Raw genomic sequence first — 21,302 nt, 5'->3', positions numbered from 1 at the left:
GCACGACGTCTTGCAAGACACGTCTCATTTTTGCCGATCTTACCGCCATCGCGGAAATGCCACAAAGCTAAAGCTGAGGAAAATAGCCAATTTTTATCATTTCCCCCAAAAACTTGGGATTGTCGCCGGTTTCGCCGGAGCGGGAATGCATCCATCAGCGCCGTCGATGGGAACATGCGCGATTCTCGTTGGCGTTCCGGAGTGCGATCGCCTAAATGCTTGGCTCTGAAAAAATAACACTCTGGAAAGATCGCGATGCCGGCAAAGCTCTCCGTCAATCTCAATGCTATCGCCATGCTGCGCAACCGCCGGGATCTGCCCTGGCCGGACGTTGCGCGCTTCGGACGGCTGGCGCTCGAAGCCGGAGCAAGCGGCCTGACCGTTCATCCCCGGCCGGACCAGCGGCATATCCGTTTCACGGACCTTCCGGTGCTGCGTGCGCTGATCGACGACGATTTTCCCCATGCCGAATTCAATATCGAGGGTTATCCGACCGAGGATTTCATTGTTCTTTGCGAGAAGACGGAGCCGGAGCAGGTGACGCTTGTGCCCGACGATCCGAGCCAGGCAACTTCGGATCACGGCTGGGATTTCAGGAAGCACAAGGCATTCCTGTCGGATACCGTCGCGCGGCTGAAATCGAAAGGCATGCGTGTTTCGCTGTTCGCCGACGGTGACGGCGATGCCGATGCGGTCGCTGTCGCGAGGGAGACGGGGGCCGACCGCATCGAACTCTATACGGGTCCTTATGGCGGTTGTTTCGATAACCCGGAAAAGGCCGCGAGGGAGATCGACCTGCTTGGACGGACGGCGGATGCCGCACTCGCCTGCGGCCTTGCGGTCAATGCCGGCCATGACCTGACGGTCGCCAACCTGCCGGCGCTGATGAAGCGCATTCCTGGACTTGCCGAGGTGTCGATCGGTCACGGACTGACGGCGGATGCCCTGGAATACGGAATGGGTGAGACGGTTCGCCGCTTCCGACGTGCCTGCGGTCAGGCTGTCTGACGGGGCGCAGGACGTTTCGATCGATCTTCGGACACGGCAAGCAATAACCCTGTCAAGAGGCCCGGCCTTGGGCGCCGGGCCTTCGTCGTCTGGTATTCTCCGCATCAGGCGCTGAGGGCAGCCTTGTTCTCGAGCAGGAAGTCCTTGAGTTGAACCAGCTTTTCACCCGACAGCTTTTCCGCATCGTTGTTGACGATGTCGAAGAGGCCTTCGCGGATATTCGTGTCGAAGGAAACGAAGGTCGGGATGAAGGGGGCGGGGACGCCAGCGCCGGCCATGCCGGCCGCCAGTTGTTCGTCGGTCACGTGGACGACGGCGAGCGGCTTGCCGGTTGCTTCGCGGACGAGGGCTGCAATCTCGTCGGTCGTGTAGGTCTTTTCGCCCGTCAGCGTGTAGATGACGCTTTCCGAAACCGGCTTGGCGAGCGCGCCGGCAATGGCCTTGGCGATGTCTCCGCGGGCGATGTGGCCGATTCTGCCCTGGCCGGATGCGGTGTACCAGTGGCCGCTGCCGAGGGCGGCCGGAAGCGCCATGAACAGATTTTCCATGTACCAGCTGTTACGGAAGATGGTGTAGGGCAGACCCGTGGCCTTGATTGCTTCTTCCGTGCCGAGGTGATCGGGAGCGAAGGTGACCTTCGATGTTTCCGGGTTGGGCAGGGAGGTATAGAAAAGGCGTCCGACGCCGACCTTCCTCGCGGCCTCTACGGCGGCCTTGTGCTGAACGAGGCGCTTGCCCGGCGTAGCCAGTTCGTCGGTCGAGATAATCAGCAGGCGATCGATGCCCTTGAAGGCAGTCTCCAGCGAAGCCGGATCGTCGAAATCGACCTTGCGGGCCTCGACGCCCCTGGCTGCGAGGGCGGAAAGCTTCGACGGGTCGCGCGTGCCGGCAACGATATCGGCAGGGGCAACGCCCTGTTTGGCGATCAGGTTGTCGATGACAAGGCTGCCGAGCTTGCCGGAGGCACCGGTGACGAGAATCTTGCTCATGGGTCTTTTCCTTTTGTGTTGCCGCGGGAGGTCCGTGGCGGAAATGGCGCTCTCAAAATGAGAGTAACGCTAAATTGGGAATTGACGCTGTCTTGTAAAGAAGGCACTTTTTGGTGCCCACCGGCTTAAAAGGGAACTCCATGACTGTTGCCATCACCGGCTACGAAGCCAAGATCGCTGCCTACCGGAGCGAAGGACCGTCGCTTGCCGACTGTCCGGTGCGGTCCGTGATCGACCATATCGGCGGCAAATGGTCGACACTGATCCTGATCCTCTTGTGGGAGCGGCCTTTCCGGTTCGGTGAACTGCGGCGGCTGGTGCCCGACATCTCGCAGCGCATGCTGACGCAGACGCTTCGTGAACTGCAGCGGGACGGCTATGTCCAGCGCACGGTTTTTCCGACCAAGCCTCCGAGCGTGGAATATCGTCTGACGGAACTGGGCCAGTCGCTGTTCAAGGCGCTGTCCAGCCTGCTGGAATGGGCCGAGGCGAATTTTCTTGCCGTCCGGGAAGCGCGCCAGCGTTTCGATGCCGAGGGCGTCTGAGCGGCGTGTTCAGAAATCGAGCGTCCATGTCTGGCCGTTCAGTTGCGGACCGAAGAGCGTGTGCCGTTCCTCCGACACCAGCCTGAAGCCGAGGGAGACATAGATATGCCGGGCGGCATGCAGGATGTCGTTGGTCCAAAGCGTGATCTGCCGATAGCCGGCGCGTCGGGCGAAATCGATGCACTGCTGGACAAGCAGGCGTCCGAGACCCAGCCCACGGGCGGCCTCATCCACATAGAGCAGGCGGAGTTTGGCGACATCGCCGCCGCCATCCATGACCACTGCCGAACCGATCCGGATGCCGCGACGCTCGGCAATCCAGCAGTAATCGCGGGCTGGATTGAAGCCGTTCAGGAAATTTGCGGCGACTTCCGAGACGAGCGCCTCGAACTTGTCGTTCCAGCCGAATTCCCGCACATAAAATTGCGTCTGGGACTCGATGATCCAACCGAGGTCGCCGGGGCGATGAGGCCTCAGGATGGGCGGTGCCTCGTTGCGCCTGTCGTCATCAAGCAGGCCGGTGATCGCCGCCATGGCCTCGACCAGAGTGGCTTTTTCGGCGGGGCCAAGCGGCGCCAGCATCTCTTCGAGCTGGCTGCGCGACAGCTCGCCGAGTGCCTCGTATTCCGCAACACCTCTCGGCGTGAGGCTGATGATCTGGCTGCGACCGTCATCCGGATCGCGCGTCTGCTCTACCAGTTCCGCAGAGCGGAACGCCTTGAGAATGCGGCTGAGATAGGCGGGGTCGAGGTGCAGGTCACGAACGAGTTCGGCCGCGGAAGCCCTGCCGCGGACACCGAGTTCATAGACGATGCGCGCCTCCGTCAATGTGTAGTTGGCCTTCAGATAGGCGCGGTCCAGAACCCCGATCCGGTCCGTATAGAAGCGGTTGAAGGCGCGCATCGCTTCGATGGTCGCAAGGTCTCGTCTATCCAGCATCGATGTTCTCCCTTTGGATGCTGAATAGACGAAGAGTGTGACCTAGGCAACGAGTTAGTTGACTTGGTCAAATTGTTTGCGGGGTCTTCCGTCAGGCGGCGAGCGCGAAGTCTGCCGCCGCAGTGGCGTGAAGCTGGGTGGAATCGAAACCGGGCAGGGAAAGTTTGTCCGGATCGAGAAGGAGGCAGATTTCCGTGCAGCCGAGGATGACGCTGTCCGCGCCGGCGTGTTTCGCTTTCTCGATCATGGCATTCATGGCCGATCGGGAGGCGTCCCGGACATGACCCGCGCACAATTCGTCGAAAATGATCGAATGCGCTCGAATGCGATCATCCTCGTCCGGGACGAGCGGATCGAGGCCATGTGTCCGCATGCGCTCGGCGTAGAAGCCGTGCTCCATCGTGTAACGGGTTGCGAGGAGCAGGGGGCGACGGTAGCCCTTCGCAACGATCTCACGTGCTGTCACATCGATGATGTTGAGCAGTGGGATAGCGACGGACTGCGACACGGCGTCGGCCACGAGATGCATGGTGTTGGTGCAGATCAGGACACATTCCGCACCTGCCGCCTGCAGACCGCCCGCGACCTCGGCGAGGCGCTTTTCGGCAAGGTCCCACCGTCCGGCCTTCTGATAGCCGACGATTTCGGAAAAATCGACCGAATGCATCAGCAGGTCGGCCGAGGCCAGACCGCCGACGCGATCGCGGACCATCTCGTTGATAAGCCGGTAATAAACCGCCGAACTCTCAAAACTCATGCCGCCGATCAGACCCACACGCTTCATCTTGCTTCTCCGGAAGAAATTGTTCTTGGGATTATGACGCATGATCCGGGCGAACGGCTTGCAAATACGAAGGCTGCATCCATAGTTCGCGCATATTGAATGCGAAATGTAGATATTTTCTGCAGTTTTCCGGCGTCAGTCCGGCAGTTTGGAGTTGTATATGATCGACGATCGCGACCGCAAGATTCTCGACGCCCTGCAGCGCGACGCCTCCATTCCGCTTGCCGACCTCGCCGAACTGGTTTCGCTATCCGCCTCGGCTTGTTCCCGCCGTATCCAGCGGCTGGAGGATACAGGGTATATCTCAAAGCGGATCGCCCTTCTCGATCGGGAGAAAATCGGCGTGCCGACGACCGTCTTCGCCCTCGTTAAGACGGCGCATCACTCCGATGACTGGATCGAGACGTTTCGGGGCGCTATCGCCGACATTGCCGAGATCGTCGAGGCGCACAGACTGACGGGCAGTTACGACTACCTGCTGAAGGTCGTGCTGCCCCAGGTCGAGCACTACGACGTGGTCTATCGCCGCCTCGTGAAGCGTATCGAACTGTTCGACGTTTCTGCCTTCATTTCGATGGAAACGCTGAAGAGCGGGCAGGCGGTGCCGGTCGGTTATGCCGTCTGAGGCCGAAGACCGGCGTGTCCGCGCGACACTCTTTATTCCGGCTTGGGCAGCTTGCGGTCCGCCAGGCACTTGTTGAGGGGAAGCAGTTTCACGCTGTAGACGGCGGTAATCTTGCCGCTTGTCGATGACTGCCGATCGGTCTCCCTTGTCGTCTCGGCCGTTATGCAGCCGCAGGTGTAGCCGTAGTTGCCGTTGACAGCCACGTAGTCGCCGGTCGAGATGTCCGGAAAGTTCTCCATGCCGAGCGGTTCGTCGTCCATCCCTTGCGTGGTGATGATCCAGGTGCCGTCACGGTCGTCCAGCCAGTAGTTGCCGGGTGTGGGATTCTGGATCCAGCCGCAGCGATTCTCGGGTGCTGCGGCCAGCGGGGTCGCAGCAAGGAGGCTGGCGGAGGCTATAAGCAGGGTGGCGAAGCGCAACGACATGGAGACGATCCTTTGGGCCGGATGAGTTGATCGTCCTGCTTTATCGCGCTGTGGCAGCGAGGCCAAACACCAAAACTGGCCGGGATCAGAGTTCATTCACCGTCGACGGTTTTCCGGCTTTCGTTCTCGATCCTTGTCACAGCCGGTTCATGGATCTGATGCCGGCGTTGGACGACCGTCTTTTTGAAGGGACTTGACCGCCGATTTTTTTGCCGATAAACAGAACCGTACCGTACGGTACTTGAGGATCATCGTCTTGCAGACCGAAGCCGCCACCGCTGAATTCTCGCCGCGCCAGAGCGCCGTTCTGGCGGAAGCGTTGCGTCTGCTCGTTGAGGGCGGTGACAAGGCGCTGACGACCGCCGGTCTGGCGCGCGCCGCCAACTGCTCCAAGGAAAGCCTCTACAAGTGGTTCGGGGATCGCGACGGCCTGCTGTCCGCGATGATTTCCTATCAGGCGAGCAAGGTCAGGACCGTCGAGCGTCCGGGCGAACGCCTGACTGCCGCGAGCCTCAAGGATCATCTCGATGTCTTCGCCCACGACCTGCTGGATGTTCTCGCGGGCGACGTTTCGCTGGCGCTCAACCGTCTAGCGATCGGCCAGAGCAGCCGTGACGGATCGAAGCTTGGCACGCTCTTGCTCGAGCGAGGCCGCCGGCAGATCGACCGGCGCGCGCGGGCGCTTCTCGACGCGGGCCAGCGCGATGGCCTGTTGCGCTTTTCCGATGGCGAAGAGGCTTATCGCACGCTTTACGGGCTGATTGTCTCCGACCTGCATGTGCGCATGCTGCTCGGCGAGGCGCCCAATCCGAAGAATTTCGCTGCCAGGGCCGAGAAAGCGGTACACGCCTTCCTCGTGCTCTACGGCACGGAAAAAGCCTTGGTCGGGCCGTAGGGTTCCGCCCTCAACGGTTCGCCGAATACCGACACCCATTACAACCGACAAGCATAGGGAAGGAAAATACGATGCGCGTCTATTACGATCGTGATGCCGACTTGAACCTCATCAAGGCCAAGAAGGTCGCCATCATCGGCTATGGCTCCCAGGGCCGTGCACACGCCCTCAACCTGAAGGACAGCGGTGCGCAGAATGTTGCGATCGCGCTCAAGGCCGGCTCCGCAACCGCCAAGAAGGCCGAAGCCGACGGCTTCAAGGTCATGACCGTCGCCGAAGCTGCCGCCTGGGCCGACCTGATGATGATGGCGACCCCGGACGAACTTCAGGCCGATATCTACAAGGCCGACATCGCTCCGAACATCCGCGACGGCGCAGCCATCGCATTTGCCCACGGCCTCAACGTTCATTTCGGCCTGATCGAGCCGAAGGCTTCGGTCGACGTCGTCATGATCGCGCCGAAGGGCCCGGGCCACACCGTTCGCGGCGAATACCAGAAGGGCGGCGGCGTTCCCTGCCTCGTTGCCATTCACCAGAACGCTTCCGGCAATGCGCTTGAACTTGCTCTCTCCTACGCCTGCGGCGTCGGCGGCGGCCGTTCGGGCATCATCGAAACCTCGTTCAAGGAAGAATGCGAAACCGACCTTTTCGGCGAACAGGTCGTTCTCTGCGGCGGTCTTGTCGAGCTCATCCGCGCCGGTTTCGAAACCCTGGTCGAAGCCGGTTACGCGCCGGAAATGGCCTATTTCGAGTGCCTGCACGAAGTGAAGCTGATCGTCGACCTGATCTATGAAGGCGGCATCGCCAACATGAACTACTCGATCTCGAACACGGCCGAGTGGGGTGAATACGTCACCGGTCCGCGCATCATCACGGCCGAAACCAAGGCTGAGATGAAGCGCGTCCTGCACGACATCCAGACCGGCAAGTTCACCTCGGACTGGATGCAGGAATACCGCGCCGGTGCCGCCCGCTTCAAGGGCATCCGTCGTCTGAACGACAGCCACCAGATCGAGGAAGTCGGTACGAAGCTGCGTGCCATGATGCCCTGGATCGGCAAGAACAAGCTCGTCGACAAGGCCCGCAACTAATCGGGGTTGCCGATCCCAGTCAAATTGGCATTCGTGTCGATGGAGTGGCGAGATCGGAATGGGCCTGAATATCCGGGTCGGGGAGGGCAACTTCCCCGGCCTTTTCGTTTCATGTTCAGCAGCCGCTGTCGGCCCGGATCGACTTGATGAATGCACGGCCGTCACGGCGGGTGGTGGTGACGGTGGCGCGGCCGTCGCAGACCCTTTCGCCATCGCGAAACCGGTAGCGGACGAGGAACCTGTCTTCGGCAATTGCGTGGACGTCATGCAGTTTCAGAGGCTCGTCGAGATTTCCGTAGAAGCGTGAAAGCGCGCCCGGGGACAGCAGGCCTTTCTCCGTTTTTTCGGGAATGATGAAGCGCGCGGCCAGCATGCCGTCTCCGGTTTCTAGGGCCTTGTAGAAGGCTTCGACCGTGGTTGCCGCGGTGCCGTAGTTCTTGGTCGGGTCGCCCTGCGGTTCTATGGCCGTCACCCAGGCGACGAGCGGGCGGTGGTGATGGCCTGTCATGGCGGGCATCGGGTTCTTCAGGAAGACGCGCACCCGGCTGTCGCGCAATGTCCTCATGTCCTCGCCGGTTTCCTCGGTCGGGACAAGCTGCACCTCATCGAAACGGAGCTTGGGATCGGCAAAATCCGCGTCTCCCGTCAGGCAGATGTCTTTGTCGAGCGTAAGCACATAGCCGGGTTCCGGCGTGTCGCCTTTCTGGACATCCTCGAAATTCGGCGGACCGGCGAAAATGTGATGGGTGAGGATGCCGCTGAGGCTTGACGGCTCGCCTTTGCCAAGGTCGATGCAGTCGGCATGGGCAAGGACGGGCGGCAGCAGACCGCCGATCAGAACGAATATGGAGAGCCTTTTGTGCACCTTGCGCCTCGACGATGCTTCGCCCTCTTTCTAGCAGTTTTCCAGCCGGATCGCATCCGCTGCCAAAAGAGGTATCTGGCGAGCCGGATCGACGCAATCTTGCTGAACGCATACCACTCGCGAATTATTGTTGCGTTGTTGGAGGCGATTTTTCTGGAAAAGTTTCGGGGTGAGATAGGTCAGTATTGTTGACATATCGACCTATCCATGTTCATCTGTACCTATTCAAAAACAATTCGAGGAAACTCCCGTGCTGAATTGGGATCATATCTTTGCGACCCGGTCGTCTCGCATGCGTGCATCCGAAATCCGCGAACTGCTGAAGTTGCTGGAGCGCCCGGATATCATCTCCTTTGCCGGCGGCATTCCCGATCCTGCACTTTTTCCGGATGAGGCCTTCAAGGCCGCTTATGCCGACATCTTCTCGGGCGGTGAGGCAGGGGCTGCGCTCCAGTATTCCGTGAGCGAGGGCTACAGGCCGCTGCGTGAATGGCTGAGGGGCGAGATGGAAAAGCTCGGGATCGCCTGTACGGTCGACAACATTTTCATCACATCCGGCTCGCAGCAGGCGCTCGACTATCTCGGCAAGCTGTTCCTGTCGCCGAAGGATACCGCGCTGGTGAACTGGCCGACCTATCTCGGCGCGCTGCAGGCGTTCAACGCCTACGAGCCGAATTATGACCAACTCACCTTCGGCAACCGTACGCCGGCAAGTTACAGAGCGGCGGCGGAAAACCTTGGCGGTGAGGTGAAGTTCGCCTATCTCTCCGCCGATTTCGCCAATCCGACCGGAGAGACCGTCGATCTCACAGGACGTCGGCGGCTTCTCAAGCTGGCCGATGAACTCGATATCGCCATTATCGAGGACGCCGCCTACCAGTCGCTGCGCTATGACGGTGAGGCGATCCCGCCGATACTGGCGCTGGAGATTGCCGAGAAGGGCTCGATAGAGAATACCCGCACGATCTATTGCGGCTCCTTTTCCAAGACGCTGGCGCCGGGTCTGCGTGTCGGCTTCGTCGTTGCGGCCATGCCGGTTATCCGCAAGCTGGTGCTGATGAAGCAGGCGGCTGACCTGCATTCTTCCACGATCAACCAGATGGCCATCGCCCATGTGGCGACGCGGCAGTTCGACGAGCAGGTTGCCAGGATCAGGGCTGCCTACAGTGCGCGGCGCAATGCCATGCTGGCGGCGCTTGAGAAGTACATGCCGGCCGGGACGGTCTGGACACGGCCGGAGGGCGGCATGTTCATCTGGGTGACGCTGCCGGAGGGACTGGACGGTGGCGAGCTTCTCGCTCGTTCCGTCGAGACGGAAAAGGTGGCCTTCGTGCCCGGACAGGCCTTCTTTGCCGACCGGTCCGGCGCCAACACGCTGCGGCTCTCCTTCTCCTGCGCCGATGAGACAATGATCGACGAGGGCATCAAACGCCTCGGCCGCCTGGTCAGCGGCGCGCTGGCACTGGCGGCCTGAACTCTTTCAAATCGCTAAAAGGAAAAGCCCGGTGAAAGCCGGGCTTTTTCGTCGCATCAATCTGCGGCGAGCACGATCACCATGTCTCGGGCCGAGTAGGTGATCTTCTCGGATTTCAACGGGTTGACGGTAACACCGCCGAGCTTGCGGTCATCCGGGTCGTCCTCGCGCTGCCTGCGGTAGCCAATGGCGATCTCGCCGCGCCTCAGCGCTGCAAGGCTGATGGTGAAGAAGTTGACGGGCTGGTTGATCGACACATAGTCCGTGACCGGTCGCATGTAGATTTCCGAGCCTTCTTCATCGAGCAGGTCGTGGAAGATCGCGGCCATGAATTCGTTTTCCGAAGCCTGCGCCAGCATCAGGCTGACAAGCTTGTTGCTGACGACGAAATCGTCGGCGCGGGTGACCTCGGCAAGCTGGCGGTTGCGGATGTCGATCATCTCGCTGACGACGCTGACGCGTCTGCCGGACCGTTCGGCAATCCGGCGCAGTTGAAGGAGCGTAATCAGGGTGCGGGTATCGGCGCTCTGCGCCGAAAGGTCGTCGCTGTAGCCGAGAACCAGAACGTGATCGAAGGAGGGGATGGAAAGCGCATCGAGAGCGGTCCGGTCGCTGGTATCGAGCATGCGGCATTCGATCGTCATCACCGTGGGGTCGATATCAAGATCGCCGATATCCTTCTCGAAGGAAGCGGAATTGGCAGCGATCGTGAGATGCGAGCCGGCAGCCACGTAGCGGGCGAGCTCCGATGTGATGATCGGGCCGCGACGGTTCCAGCCGAGGATCAGTGTCCGTTCGGGCCGGCGTTCGCGCTTCGCCGGCGGACGTATCGCCTCCTTGGCTATTTCGAGATCGCCCTGCCAGCTACGGATCGAGGCATCGTCCTCGGCAATGAGGATGGCGCGGTCGCCCCGTTCGAAGATCCTTGTCGGCGGCGGGTTCAGACGAACTTCGCCGGAGGCGTCGCAGATGCCGATCAGTGTGCAGTTTTCGTAGCTCATGACGGCCGCGCCGAAGGGCTTGCCGGCCAGTTCCGGCTGTTCGAGCGTATAGATCTCGCAACCGTCGAAATCGAGCAGTTCCGAATAGACGGAGGAGAGGCCGGACTGGCGGCTGGTGTGAACGACGATGCGGGAAATGAGGTCGTCGGCAAGCACGAGCTGCACTTCGCGGCCGCCGACGATGCGCGCCACATCGGCGTTACGCCCATCCCGGATTTCAGCGGCGATCTTATAGGGCTCAGGGCGGCGCTTGGGGTCGTTGACGAGCGCCAGGACCGATTTGATGACGCGGGAATCGGCGTCTTCGCCCTCCGGCGACAGGACGATGATGGAGCGGGACGTCTGTGCGTTGACGATGTCGAGATCATAGAGGTCGGTCGGGTCGCCGCTACGGCAGATGATCCGGGTGTTCTTCAGGTCTCCGACCTTGGTGGAAATCTCGTCCTCCATCTCCACCTTGTCCCTGTCGGCCATGATGACGATGCGTGGCCTCCTGCGGCTCTGGTTGGCGATCACCAGCTCGTTGATGATGTCGAAGATGGAGGGGGACCAGTTGAGGATGATGGTGTGGTCGGTCTCGAGTACGCGGGAGCGCCCCTTGCGCAGTTCGCTCAGCTTGTCCTCGAGGCCGGAAGATATGACGCCGATCAATGCGGAGAAGACGAAGATGCCGATGATGGTGACGACGAGCGACACCATGCGGAAGCCCCATCCCATGTCGCCGCCCATGGTGCCGGCGTCCATGGTTCGCATCAGGGATTCCCATACGCCTTCGAGGAAGCCGACCGGCTCGCCGCCTTCCGGAGCGATGCCAGTGACCGCCAGAAAGATGCCTGCGAGGACGATGACAAAAAGTGAAATGAGAGCCAGCCAGCCGATCAGGGCGATTGCTCCGCCCGCCATGCTCTTGTCGAACTCATAGCGCAACCGCGCGCGCCAATGACTGCGGGTCTTCATGTCTCTTCCTTGCTCCCCCGTCGAATGATCCCTTCGCCATCGCAGTATTCGCGAATGCCTGCAACGGCCAAGATTAGGCGAAGCGCATGGAACCCATAAAAGTCTCGGGATATCGCCGCATCGCAGCAGCGGCAGGACCGTCTTTCTCCCTGCCGATGCATCTTGCCTCCGGAAGCCGTAACCCGAGCCGTAACCCGGCATTTTTGTCGGGAAAGAAAGCTGAGTGTCATGCACGTGTTATATGGCGGCACTAATCAGCGGCGTCTCACCCACACGAGGACGTTTTGATGAAAACTCTGCTTTCCGCCTTCACCGCGCTTGCCGCCTTCGGCTTCATGGCCGTTACGGCCGATGCCGCCAATCTGGTGCTCTACACCAGCCAGCCGAACGAAGATGCGCAGGCGACGGTCGATGGCTTCATGGCCGCCAATCCCGACATCAAGGTCGACTGGGTACGCGACGGCACGCCGAAGATCATGGCGAAGCTGATGGCCGAAATCGAGGCCGGCAATCCGGTCGCCGACGTGCTGCTGATTGCCGACACGGTCACGCTCGAACGCATGAAGCAGGCCGGCCAACTTCTGGCCTACAAGTCACCGGAAGCGGCAAATTACGACAAGGCGCTCTATGACGCCGACGGTTTCTACTATTCCACCAAGCTCATCACCACCGGCATCATGTACAATACGGCGGCTGGGATGAAGCCGACGAGCTGGAAAGATCTGGCCAAGCCTGAAGCCAAGGGCCTGGTGACCATGCCGAGCCCGCTCACCTCGGGCGCCGCTCTCATTCATGCCCAGACGCTCGCGGGTGTTCCCTCGCTCGGCTGGGATTATTACAAGGAATTGCAGGCCAACGGCGCCATCGCCTCCGGCGGCAACGGCGCCGTGCTGAAGTCCGTTGCCTCCGGCGAGAAGGCCTATGGCGTCGTGGTCGACTACATGCCGATCCGCGAAAAGGCCAAGGGCGCCCCGGTGGAGTTCGTTTTCCCGGAAGAAGGCGTTTCCGCCGTCACCGAGCCGGTCGGCATTCTCTCCACCACCAAGAACGCAGAGGCCGCGAAGAAGTTCGTCGATTACGTGCTTTCCGAAAAGGGTCAGGAAGCCTTCCTGAAACTCGGCTACATCCCGGCCCGCAACGGCATGGCCGTTCCCGAAGGTTTCCCGGCTCGCGACACCATCAAGGTTCTCCCGATCGATGCCGCTGCCGCGCTGAAGGCAACGGACGAAGACCTGAAGAGCTTCTCCGGCATCTTCGGCACGAACTGATCGAAGGGCTCATGCCGCGTCTTCCCGTCAATGCGAACAGCCAGCCCCGCTGGCTGTTTCCTTTTGTCACGGCCGTGGTTGCGGGCCTTTGCGTGCTGCCGCTCGCAAGGCTGGTGATGGCCGGTATTTCCTCGATCCTGTCCGGCAAGGCGCTCGAATTGCTGGCGGATCCGGCGGTATGGACAGCCGCGCTCAACACGTTGACGACTTCTGTCCTCGGCATGATCTTCGCCGTTGCGATCGGCGGTGTTTTCGCCCTGGCGCTGACACTCGCCGACATCCGCGGCAAGTGGCTGCTGAGTTTTCTCTTCATGCTTCCGACGATGATCCCGCCACAGGTGACGGCGCTTTCCTGGGTCGGCATGACGGGGCCGTCGAGCCCGCTCCTCAAGGCGCTCGGGCTTGCGCCGCCGCTCGGCAGCGCCCAGCCGCTCTATTCGATCGGCGGAATCGCATTGCTTTACGGCGTGCAACATTCGCCGCTGGTTTTTCTGTCGCTTCGCGCCGGGCTTCTTGCCCTGCCGCGCGATGGCATCGAGGCCGCAAAACTTGCCGGCGCCTCTCCCTGGCAGGTGCTGAAGGACATCATTCTGCCGTTGTCTTTACCGGGATTGATCGCGGGCGCGGCCATGGCCTTCGTCTCCGGCGTCGGCAATTTCGGCATTCCGGCGATCCTCGGTATTCCCGCGTCGATCTACACGCTGCCGACGCTGGTCTACGCCCGCTTCGCCAGCTTCGGCACCAGTACCTTCGGCGACATTGCGGTGCTCTCCGGCATGATCGCCGTCATGGCGGTGGTCGGACTGCAGGTCCAGGAGCAGGCATTGAAGGGCAGGGATTATCGTGTCATCGGGCTTTCGGGCGCATCCGCGACGTTCCGGCTCGGCGGGATGCGATTGCCCCTCGAGCTTCTTCTGTGGCTCCTGCTTTTCGCGATCCTGATCGCGCCTTTCGTCGCACTCGTTTCCGCATCGCTGGTGCCCGCTTATGGCGTGGCGCTGTCGTTGAAGACGGCGTCCTTTGCCGCCTACGAGGAAATCCTGTTCCGCCAGAAGGTGACGCGCACTGCCTTCGCAAACTCGATCTTTCTTGCTTCGGCCACCGCCTTCGGGCTGCTGGTGATCGGGGTGCTGACGGGCTATGCGCTGACACGGGGAGGCCGCCGTCTTGCCGCTGCGCTTTCGGCCATGATCGAGATACCCTATGCGCTGCCGGGTATCGTGATTTCCGTCGCCTTCATCCTGGTCTTCGCGGCGCCCTTGCCTTTGCTCGGGGTGACGATCTACGGCACGATCTGGATCATTCTCGCCGCCTATTTCTCGAGCTTCTTCGCGGTAGGCCTGAAGCCCGTGGTCAGTGCGCTGCGACAGCTCGATCCAGCGCTCGAGGAGGCGGCGCGTCTGTCGGGAGCCGGTTTCTGGCGGCGGCTCGTCGATATCATCGTGCCACTGATTGCGCCGGCGGCGGGCGCGTCGGTCATCCTCGTCTTCCTGATCGCCTGCAACGAACTCACGGTATCCGCTCTTCTGTGGTCCGCAGGAACGCAGACGCTCGGCGTGGCGATCTACAATCTCGACGACAGCGGCTCCTATGATCTTGCCTCGGCGCTTTCCGTGCTGGTGGTGGCGATGGTCGTGTTGCTGATGCTGCTGCTTGAACTGATGGCGGCGCGGCTGCCGAAAGGAGTCGTTCCTTGGCGAAACTGATACTGCACAAGCTCTGCAAGGATTACGGTACCGGCAAGCCGGCCGTGAACGACGTGTCGCTTAAAATCCGCGACGGCGGTTTTCTGGCGCTGCTCGGACCGTCAGGTTGCGGCAAGACGACGGTTCTCCGGATGATCGCCGGCTTCGAGACGCCAAGCGACGGTTCCATCTTGCTCGGCGAGCGCGTGTTATCCGATGCGTCGGGAGCGGTTCCTCCGGAGCGGCGCAACATGGCCATGGTGTTCCAGTCCTACGCGCTCTGGCCGCATATGACTGTTGCGGCCAATGTCGGCTATCCGCTGAAGGTGCGGGGCGTTTCCGGCGAGCGTTATCGCGAGAAGGTCGGCGAGGCGCTAAGGTCGGTGCGGCTCGAGCAATATGCCGAGCGCCGTCCGGCGGATCTTTCCGGCGGGCAGCGCCAGCGGGTGGCGCTGGCGCGTAGTCTAGTGACGGACCCGGATGTGGTGCTGCTCGACGAGCCGCTTGCCAATCTCGACCGGCATCTGCGCCAGGAGATGGAAGAAACCTTCCGCGAATTTCATGCGCGTTCCGGCGCGACCATGGTTTATGTCACCCATGACCAGGCCGAGGCGATGGCGCTTGCCACCGACATTGCCGTCATGTCCGAAGGCAGGTTATTGCAGGTGGCGGCGCCGGCTGAAATCTATGCGCGTCCGGAGGGTCGGCTGGTCGGCTCGTTGATCGGGCAGGGAGCCGTCCTCAGCATTCCTGCAAGCGGCGACGACAACCGGGAACTCGACTGGCAACGGCTTGCACCGCTCATGATGCAGGGGCGCGCCGGCGGCGGAACGATCGACATACTGGTCCGCCCGCAGGATGTCCTTCTCGGTTCTGAAGGACTGAACGCCACCATCGAGACCGCGCTCTATGAGGGTGAACGCTATGCCCTGCGGCTGCGGCTCGATGACGGACAGGTTCTGCGTGCCCATGGCCGGCAACCGGCAATGCGGGGAGACCGGGTGAAGGTCGTGCTCAGCAAGGCTTGGCGGCTCTAACGCGGGGCGATCTTCCGGCAACCGATACGGTGCGGGCTTCCCCCGGACAATTTCATCATCCGCCGTTCATGACGGCGCGATCATTAGTCGTTATCCTTACCGGTGCGGGCGCGCCGTTCGTCCGCGTGACCTTGTGATGGATGATTTGCATGGCGTTGAGACTGGGTACGTTCAACATCGAGAACCTGATGACACGCTTCGATTTCACCGGGTTTCGCAACCAGTTGCGCCAGGATCGCGTGCTGAAGCTGTTCGATATGCGAAACGAGCAGGACTATCAGAGGCTGGAGGCGGCCCGCGTCGTGGCGTCGACCGACGATACCCGGCAGCTTTCGGCGCTGGCGATTGCCGATATGGATGCCGACATTCTCTGCCTGCAGGAGGTCGACAACATGGCCGCGCTGCAGAACTTCGAATACGGTTACCTCTTCCGAATGATGGGCGCCGGCTATCGGCACAAATATCTCGTCGAGGGCAATGACAGCCGCGGCATCGATGTGGGCGTGATGATGCGCGAGCAGACCCGCGATGGCGAGACGATTGCGGTCTCCGACATCAAGAGCCATGCGGCGTTGACCTATGACGATCTCGGGCTTTTCACGCCGGAACTCGCAAATTACGCCAAGCCGGACGACCGCATCTTCAAGCGGGACTGCCTGGAGCTCGATCTCCTTGTCGGAGGGCGACCGTTCACGCTTTACGTCGTGCATTTCAAATCGATGACCAATGGCCGGGACGGCGTCGATGGGCGCACTGCGACGATGCCCATTCGCGAGGCGGAGACGAAGGCTGTGCGCCACATCATCGAGCAGCGTTTCGGCAAGGGGGAGACGGCCGACAAGAACTTCGCCATCTGCGGCGACATGAACGACTATCAGGAGCGCGTGGAGGTGATCGGCGACCGGAGAGCCGGCTATCGCTTCGAATACCGGGATACGCGACCGAGCGCGCTCGATGTCTTTTCCGCCGACGGGTTTGTGGAAAACGTGATGCTGCGGCGGGAGCCCCTCGATCGCTGGACGCTCTATCATGCCCGCGGGCCGGCGGAGCAGCATCTCTGCCAGCTCGATTACATCTGGCTTTCGCCCGCCCTTTCCGCCGCCAATCCCGGCCGCAGCCCCGATATCGTTCGTGCCGGCCAGCCATTCCGAACGGTCTTTCCACCGGGCCAGGCGGTCGAACGCTATCCGCGTATCGGCTGGGATCGTCCGAAGGCCTCCGACCATTGCCCCATCGTCATCTCCCTGGATATTCCATGAACGAACTTCTCCTTTGCGACCAGACGGGAATGCCCGGTGACGGGCGGGTTTTTCCAATGAGGGATATCAGCCTGCGGGTGCTTGAAGGCGAACATCCCTTCCATGTCGCGCACAAGACGGCAGCGGCCGAGAACTGGAAGGCCGAAATCGCCGAGAAGCCGGCGCTCTTCGATGGTGACATGGTGCTTCAGCACAAGCTCGACTTTCGCGACGGCACGCTGAAGGGCGAGGCCTTTATCGCGCCCTATTCCACGTTTCTCTGGTGGCGTCGGCAGCCTGAGGGACTGGGCGCTTTTCACGCGGCCTGCTTTCCCGTCATCATCTCCTCCGACGACGCGCTCATCGCGGTGGAGATGGCGTCTCACACCGCCAATGCCGGCCAGGTCTATTTCGCGGCCGGCTCGCTCGACCGCAGCGATATCGTGGACGGTTATTGCGATCTCGGCGGCAATATGCGGCGCGAGGTGCGGGAGGAGACCGGGCTCGATCTTGCGCAGGCTTCCAGCGACGGACGGCTCTTCGGCAGCTACCGGAACCGGCGGCTCATCATTCTTCAGTGTTTCCGGTTCGACGAACCGGCCACGAGGCTGCTCGATCGCATCGCCGCGCATATGCTGGTCGATGAGGAAAAGGAGATTGCCGGAGCGGTTGCGATCCGCACCGCCGACCCCCATACCCACTTCTACAACAGGGCGATGTTGCCGCTCCTGGAGTGGTTTTTCGATGAGCGCCGGCAGTCCGGTCGCATCCCGGACTGAATTTTCCCAGTCGCGGGCAGGAGGGTGCTAGCCCTTCTGCTTGCTTGCACGTTCGGCCAAGGTCGGGCAGTCTCCGAGGTTCGGAATGCAGGAAAATGCGGAGATCAGCCTTGTCGCGACCTTATGCCATCTACGATGTGTTCACCGACCGGAAACTCGCCGGCAATCCTCTCGCCGTCGTTTTTGACGCGGAAGATCTGAGCGATGCGGCGATGCAGGCCGTCGCGGCGGAAATGAACCTCTCGGAAACGGTGTTCGTCCTCAAGGCGGCGAATGGCTCGCATAGTGCGCGGGTGCGTATCTTCACGTCCGCGCGCGAACTGCCGTTCGCCGGCCATCCGACCGTCGGTGCCGCCATCGCGCTCGCTGAGCGTGCCTATGGCGACAACGACGGCAATCTCGATCTCGTCTCGGTGCTGGAGGAGAATGTCGGTCCGGTGCGCTGCGCCGTGCGGTTGCGGGCGGGGGAGGCGAGCTTTGCGGAGTTCGATTTGCCGAAAACCTCCATGCGCTACGATCTGGCGCTGGATCGGCAGGGCATAGCCGACGCCCTGTCGCTGAAGATTACCGATCTCGGTTTCGAGAATCACGTTCCCTCGGTTTGGAGCGCCGGCGTTCCCTTCCTCCTTGTGCCGGTACACAATCTCAACGCGGTCGAGCGGGTGGATTTCGATACCCAGCTCTGGGAGCGGACGGCGCCGCTCTGCGAGGGCGCGCTCACCTCGGCCTATGTCTATTGTCGCGGCGGCGTCAATCACGGGGCGAAGTTCCATGCGCGGATGTTTTCGCCCGACATGGGCATTAGCGAGGACCCGGCGACCGGCTCCGCAGTGGCCGCGCTTTCCGGCGCGATCCGCTATTTCGACGCTTTGCCGGATGGACATCATCCGCTGATGGTGGAGCAGGGAGTGGAGATGAAGCGGCCGTCCTACATTCACCTGCATATCGACGCCAAGGACGGCGAGATTTCACGAGCGCGGATCGGTGGACAGGCGGTCCGTTTTGCCACTGGTGTCCTAGATATTTGAAAATGCTGGGAAAATCCAAGTTTTCGAAATTTTTTTGACAAAGCGGACAAGATTTTTGGTTTCGGCGCTGGACAACAGCGCCGATCCTGTTTATACGCCCTCTCACACCGTCGGACGGTGCTGACGGGTGATTAGCTCAGTTGGTAGAGCAGCTGACTCTTAATCAGCGGGTCGTAGGTTCGAGCCCTACATCACCCACCATCTTCCTCAGTTTTTTCAGTGTCAAGCGCTGACTTATCCGACGTTTTACCGACCGCTTTCCGACGATCAGCTTCGATATGTCGGATGTGGTCGGACGTATGAAAAGCAGCGTGGTCAATACTTCAGGCGGGTAGTGCTGTTGGCGTCGGCGGCTATCGCGACAGCAGTACGTCGATCAACGAATGGCAGGCAGCCTTCGAGACCGGGGAAGAGCCGGACGGTGACGTTTAATCCTCCCTGCTGTTTGTCTGCGACAAACCAGAACGGCCATTCATCAGTTCTATCGGATGCGGAGCGCGCATAGTAGCGCCGTTCGTCTTGATCGGGTGTCATTGTGATTTTCCTTCCTTGCCTTCGAACCATGCGACCATCTTCGCCATGGCGCTGTCGGCCAGTTCCTCGTTGAGGGCGAGGTAGTGTTTCATGATGGTGTTGGCGGTCACGAAGGAGTGGCCGGTGATGGCGCAGATCTCGGGGATGGTGCAGCCGGCCATGGCGAGCCATGTGACGGCGGTATCGCGAAGGTCCTGGTCGCGCAGCGTCTTGAGGCTCGGCATGGTCCTTGCCGCGGCGGAGCGGATGTCGGCGAACAGATGGCGCCAGTAATCCGGCTGGAAGGGCAGCCAGCGGCGTTCGTCGAGGATGACATAGGGGGAGATCACTTCCGCCTGCCTGCGCCTCTCCATGGCCGCCGCCAGCCGCTGGGAGAGCTCCGGGGCCTCGACGATCGAGACCAGCGCCCGTGTCTTTTCCTGGCGGAAATCGATGCGGCCGCCCCGCCGGCTCGAATAGGTGAAGGCCAGACGGTCGGCCTGGCGCTGGCCGGACCAGACGGCGAGCGTCACCATGTCGCCGCCTTCGGGACGGCCCATGGCATCGGCTGTGGCGACCAGATGGGCAATCTCCTCGCGCGTGCCGAAGCGGATGCGCGGGGCGGGCGTCCTCATCTTGAGCTTGTGGGCCGGGTTGACGATCATCGATGGCAGGCGGCCGCGATCCATGCCCCATTGCAGGCCGATGCCGAGAATGCGCAGCGTTGCGGAGGCCGTGTGAAGGCCGGCGTCGCGGCGCAGCTTGTCATAGAGGCCGATGCAAATGCTCTTTTCCAGAGCCTCGGCCGCGGCGTTCCAGATATCCGGCGCGCGCGTCTCGATGACGGCGAGCTGCTGGCGGTAATAGCGCAGCGTGTTCGGCCTCAGATCGCCGATCGACGGGTTGTGATGCAGGTTCAGCCAGTCTTCGAGCAGGTCGCCGACCGATAGCGAGCGACGCGCCAGAGGCAGGCCGGACGGGGCCTTCGGCCGTCCGCGCTTGCGCCTCTGCTGCCGGGCCTCCTCCTCGAGCGCGCGGGCGAAGCCTGCCGACCATTCGCGGGCCTCGGCTTCCGCCATCCACTCGCCGGCGTCGGTTTTCAGGTCGTGGCCCTGGTAGCCCCTGGCGCGCAGCGTCGGCGAGGGTTCGAAGCGCGGGCGACCGCGCCTCCATGCGACGTAGCGGATCTTGGGTTGTGCGGGTTTTGCCACGATCAGGGCTCCATCTGCTTGCGCCATTCGAAGAAGCCGAGCTTCCCGCGAAGCGGGATAAACTCGATTGGACGCGCGTTTCTGATGACAAAACCGTAGCGGCCGACAAACCATTCGCTTTCGCTCGTCTCGACGCAATCGACGATCTCAGCGGTTCCGACGATGCCACCGCGCTGCTGTGCTGGGTATGGATATCCCATCATCGGATTTTTCGCTCTCAGGAAGTCGCCGCCGACAGGATGGATGCCTTGAGCAAGATAGGTCTCTGCGTCATCGTCGACCTTCTTGCCGGCGTGGATGGCGACGGACCCGCGGAACCGCGTCGGCCAGTCACGGTTCTCGATGTCCTTGTGCCCGTTGACGATCAGCCACGCCCAAGGCTGCATGATCGAAATGGCGAGCTTCGGCAGGTCAGGACAGGTGTTCTGCATTGCTGTCGCCTCACTCGGCCGTGGCTTGGCGCTGACCAAAGGCCTGACGCGCCAGATCAATGATTGCCTGTTCTCCTGCCGGTCCCGGCGGGTGAGTGATAATGCTCATTTCTGTGATTTCCTTCGTCATCGCCGGGCCGGCCATGGTGGCGGCAAGGCGCATGAGGTAGTGGCGCTGCATCGTATCCGGGATGCGGTCGAAGATATCGGCCATGCGGTTCGCCTGGGGGGAGCGCAGGGGCAGGTCAAGGGCGGTGTCGCCATTGTCTTCGGTTCCGGGCACGAGATCCTGCAGGGTGCAGGACAGCGCCCGGCAGGCCATCAGCGCACGGCTGATCGACAGGCGGTTGGTGCCCTTCTCGTATTTCTGCACCTGCTGGAAGGTGATGTGCAGATGTGCGGCAAGCGCTTCCTGCGACATGCCGCGATGGTTGCGGATGCGGCGGAGATTGGCGCCGGCGGCGATATCGTCCGGATGGGGAATGCTGGTCATGGTCTTGTCCTTTCCTTGAGA

At 61.5% G+C, this 21,302-nt stretch carries 22 protein-coding genes and 1 tRNA gene; 13 read left to right on the top strand and 10 right to left on the bottom strand.

What is annotated here, in order from left to right:
• The first annotated feature begins 255 nt into the window (after positions 1-255).
• Positions 256-1,008, top strand: a complete 753-nt coding sequence (locus J5N58_RS01505) for a pyridoxine 5'-phosphate synthase (protein WP_244709327.1) — start codon at positions 256-258, stop codon at positions 1,006-1,008.
• Between the two features lie 104 nt (positions 1,009-1,112).
• Here the strand turns inward: J5N58_RS01505 and J5N58_RS01500 are convergent, their stop codons facing one another.
• Positions 1,113-1,997, bottom strand: a complete 885-nt coding sequence (locus J5N58_RS01500) for an SDR family oxidoreductase (RefSeq protein ID WP_112828092.1) — start codon at positions 1,995-1,997, stop codon at positions 1,113-1,115.
• A gap of 140 nt (positions 1,998-2,137) precedes the next feature.
• Here J5N58_RS01500 and J5N58_RS01495 point away from each other — a divergent pair, with 140 nt between their 5' ends.
• The gene (locus tag J5N58_RS01495) at positions 2,138-2,542 is read left to right on the top strand and encodes a winged helix-turn-helix transcriptional regulator (RefSeq protein ID WP_112828093.1); all 405 of its coding nucleotides are present in this window, start codon (positions 2,138-2,140) and stop codon (positions 2,540-2,542) included.
• 9 nt (positions 2,543-2,551) lie between these two features.
• On the opposite strand, the gene J5N58_RS01490 is transcribed toward J5N58_RS01495, so the two are convergent.
• The gene (locus J5N58_RS01490) at positions 2,552-3,481 is read right to left on the bottom strand and encodes a bifunctional helix-turn-helix transcriptional regulator/GNAT family N-acetyltransferase (protein ID WP_244709324.1); all 930 of its coding nucleotides are present in this window, start codon (positions 3,479-3,481) and stop codon (positions 2,552-2,554) included.
• Positions 3,482-3,572: 91 nt separating this feature from the next.
• Positions 3,573-4,265: an aspartate/glutamate racemase family protein gene (locus tag J5N58_RS01485; protein ID WP_113486966.1), complete on the bottom strand. Its 693-nt coding sequence runs from the start codon at positions 4,263-4,265 to the stop codon at positions 3,573-3,575.
• 160 nt (positions 4,266-4,425) lie between these two features.
• On the opposite strand from J5N58_RS01485, the gene J5N58_RS01480 reads away from it, so the two are divergent.
• Positions 4,426-4,890 carry an Lrp/AsnC family transcriptional regulator gene (locus J5N58_RS01480; protein WP_113443483.1) on the top strand — a complete coding sequence of 155 codons (465 nt, stop codon included), beginning with the start codon at positions 4,426-4,428 and terminating at the stop codon, positions 4,888-4,890.
• Between the two features lie 32 nt (positions 4,891-4,922).
• Here J5N58_RS01480 and J5N58_RS01475 read toward each other — a convergent pair whose 3' ends face one another.
• Positions 4,923-5,315, bottom strand: a complete 393-nt coding sequence (locus J5N58_RS01475) for a DUF4087 domain-containing protein (protein WP_244709322.1) — start codon at positions 5,313-5,315, stop codon at positions 4,923-4,925.
• 256 nt (positions 5,316-5,571) lie between these two features.
• Here J5N58_RS01475 and J5N58_RS01470 point away from each other — a divergent pair, with 256 nt between their 5' ends.
• Entirely contained in the window at positions 5,572-6,210 is a 639-nt protein-coding gene (locus J5N58_RS01470) for a TetR/AcrR family transcriptional regulator (RefSeq protein WP_244709320.1), read from the top strand.
• A 71-nt stretch (positions 6,211-6,281) separates the two neighbouring features.
• On the top strand, positions 6,282-7,301 hold the full coding sequence (gene ilvC, locus J5N58_RS01465) for a ketol-acid reductoisomerase (protein ID WP_112828098.1): 1,020 nt from the start codon (positions 6,282-6,284) through the stop codon (positions 7,299-7,301).
• Positions 7,302-7,416: 115 nt separating this feature from the next.
• Here ilvC and J5N58_RS01460 read toward each other — a convergent pair whose 3' ends face one another.
• Entirely contained in the window at positions 7,417-8,166 is a 750-nt protein-coding gene (locus J5N58_RS01460; protein ID WP_113437567.1) for a hypothetical protein, read from the bottom strand.
• 250 nt (positions 8,167-8,416) lie between these two features.
• On the opposite strand from J5N58_RS01460, the gene J5N58_RS01455 reads away from it, so the two are divergent.
• The gene (locus tag J5N58_RS01455) at positions 8,417-9,640 is read left to right on the top strand and encodes an aminotransferase-like domain-containing protein (protein WP_112828101.1); all 1,224 of its coding nucleotides are present in this window, start codon (positions 8,417-8,419) and stop codon (positions 9,638-9,640) included.
• Positions 9,641-9,696: 56 nt separating this feature from the next.
• Here J5N58_RS01455 and J5N58_RS01450 read toward each other — a convergent pair whose 3' ends face one another.
• Complete coding sequence (locus J5N58_RS01450) at positions 9,697-11,598, bottom strand: CASTOR/POLLUX-related putative ion channel (RefSeq protein ID WP_244709318.1); 1,902 nt, start codon at positions 11,596-11,598, stop codon at positions 9,697-9,699.
• A 287-nt stretch (positions 11,599-11,885) separates the two neighbouring features.
• On the opposite strand from J5N58_RS01450, the gene J5N58_RS01445 reads away from it, so the two are divergent.
• The 7 genes from J5N58_RS01445 to J5N58_RS01415 all read left to right on the top strand — a co-directional run bounded on the left by J5N58_RS01445 (position 11,886) and on the right by J5N58_RS01415 (position 18,834).
• Entirely contained in the window at positions 11,886-12,866 is a 981-nt protein-coding gene (locus J5N58_RS01445) for an ABC transporter substrate-binding protein (protein WP_244709315.1), read from the top strand.
• Positions 12,867-12,877: 11 nt separating this feature from the next.
• Entirely contained in the window at positions 12,878-14,572 is a 1,695-nt protein-coding gene (locus J5N58_RS01440) for an ABC transporter permease (protein WP_244709313.1), read from the top strand.
• Positions 14,560-15,588, top strand: coding sequence for an ABC transporter ATP-binding protein (locus tag J5N58_RS01435; RefSeq protein WP_244709311.1), 1,029 nt, complete (start codon positions 14,560-14,562; stop codon positions 15,586-15,588). Before J5N58_RS01440 ends, J5N58_RS01435 begins: the two co-directional genes overlap by 13 nt.
• 149 nt (positions 15,589-15,737) lie before the next feature.
• Positions 15,738-16,847 carry an endonuclease/exonuclease/phosphatase family protein gene (locus J5N58_RS01430; protein WP_113424923.1) on the top strand — a complete coding sequence of 370 codons (1,110 nt, stop codon included), beginning with the start codon at positions 15,738-15,740 and terminating at the stop codon, positions 16,845-16,847.
• Positions 16,844-17,605 (top strand): NUDIX hydrolase, encoded by a 762-nt coding sequence (locus J5N58_RS01425; protein WP_244709309.1) that lies wholly within the window; start codon positions 16,844-16,846, stop codon positions 17,603-17,605. Before J5N58_RS01430 ends, J5N58_RS01425 begins: the two co-directional genes overlap by 4 nt.
• Positions 17,606-17,700: 95 nt before the next feature.
• A complete protein-coding gene (locus J5N58_RS01420; RefSeq protein WP_425314439.1) occupies positions 17,701-18,633 on the top strand; it encodes a PhzF family phenazine biosynthesis protein in 933 nt (310 codons plus the stop codon).
• Positions 18,634-18,758: 125 nt separating this feature from the next.
• Positions 18,759-18,834: transfer RNA gene (locus tag J5N58_RS01415), tRNA-Lys, on the top strand.
• A gap of 114 nt (positions 18,835-18,948) precedes the next feature.
• Here J5N58_RS01415 and J5N58_RS01410 read toward each other — a convergent pair.
• The 4 genes from J5N58_RS01410 to J5N58_RS01395 are packed head-to-tail and all read right to left on the bottom strand — an operon-like array spanning position 18,949 to position 21,281.
• A complete protein-coding gene (locus J5N58_RS01410) occupies positions 18,949-19,167 on the bottom strand; it encodes a hypothetical protein (protein WP_113443476.1) in 219 nt (72 codons plus the stop codon).
• Positions 19,164-20,357: a site-specific integrase gene (locus tag J5N58_RS01405; protein ID WP_244709304.1), complete on the bottom strand. Its 1,194-nt coding sequence runs from the start codon at positions 20,355-20,357 to the stop codon at positions 19,164-19,166. Before J5N58_RS01405 ends, J5N58_RS01410 begins: the two co-directional genes overlap by 4 nt.
• Before the next feature lie 2 nt (positions 20,358-20,359).
• Complete coding sequence (locus J5N58_RS01400; RefSeq protein ID WP_244709302.1) at positions 20,360-20,788, bottom strand: ASCH domain-containing protein; 429 nt, start codon at positions 20,786-20,788, stop codon at positions 20,360-20,362.
• 10 nt (positions 20,789-20,798) lie between these two features.
• Positions 20,799-21,281: a helix-turn-helix domain-containing protein gene (locus tag J5N58_RS01395; protein WP_113443473.1), complete on the bottom strand. Its 483-nt coding sequence runs from the start codon at positions 21,279-21,281 to the stop codon at positions 20,799-20,801.
• Between the last annotated feature and the right edge of the window lie 21 nt (positions 21,282-21,302).

The sequence above is a fragment of the Paenirhizobium cremeum genome, assembly GCF_022884085.1.
GTDB classification, from domain to species: Bacteria; Pseudomonadota; Alphaproteobacteria; order Rhizobiales; family Rhizobiaceae; genus Allorhizobium; species Allorhizobium cremeum.
Note: the sequence above shows the minus strand (reverse complement) of the source record. Positions and strands in the feature narration are given on the sequence as shown.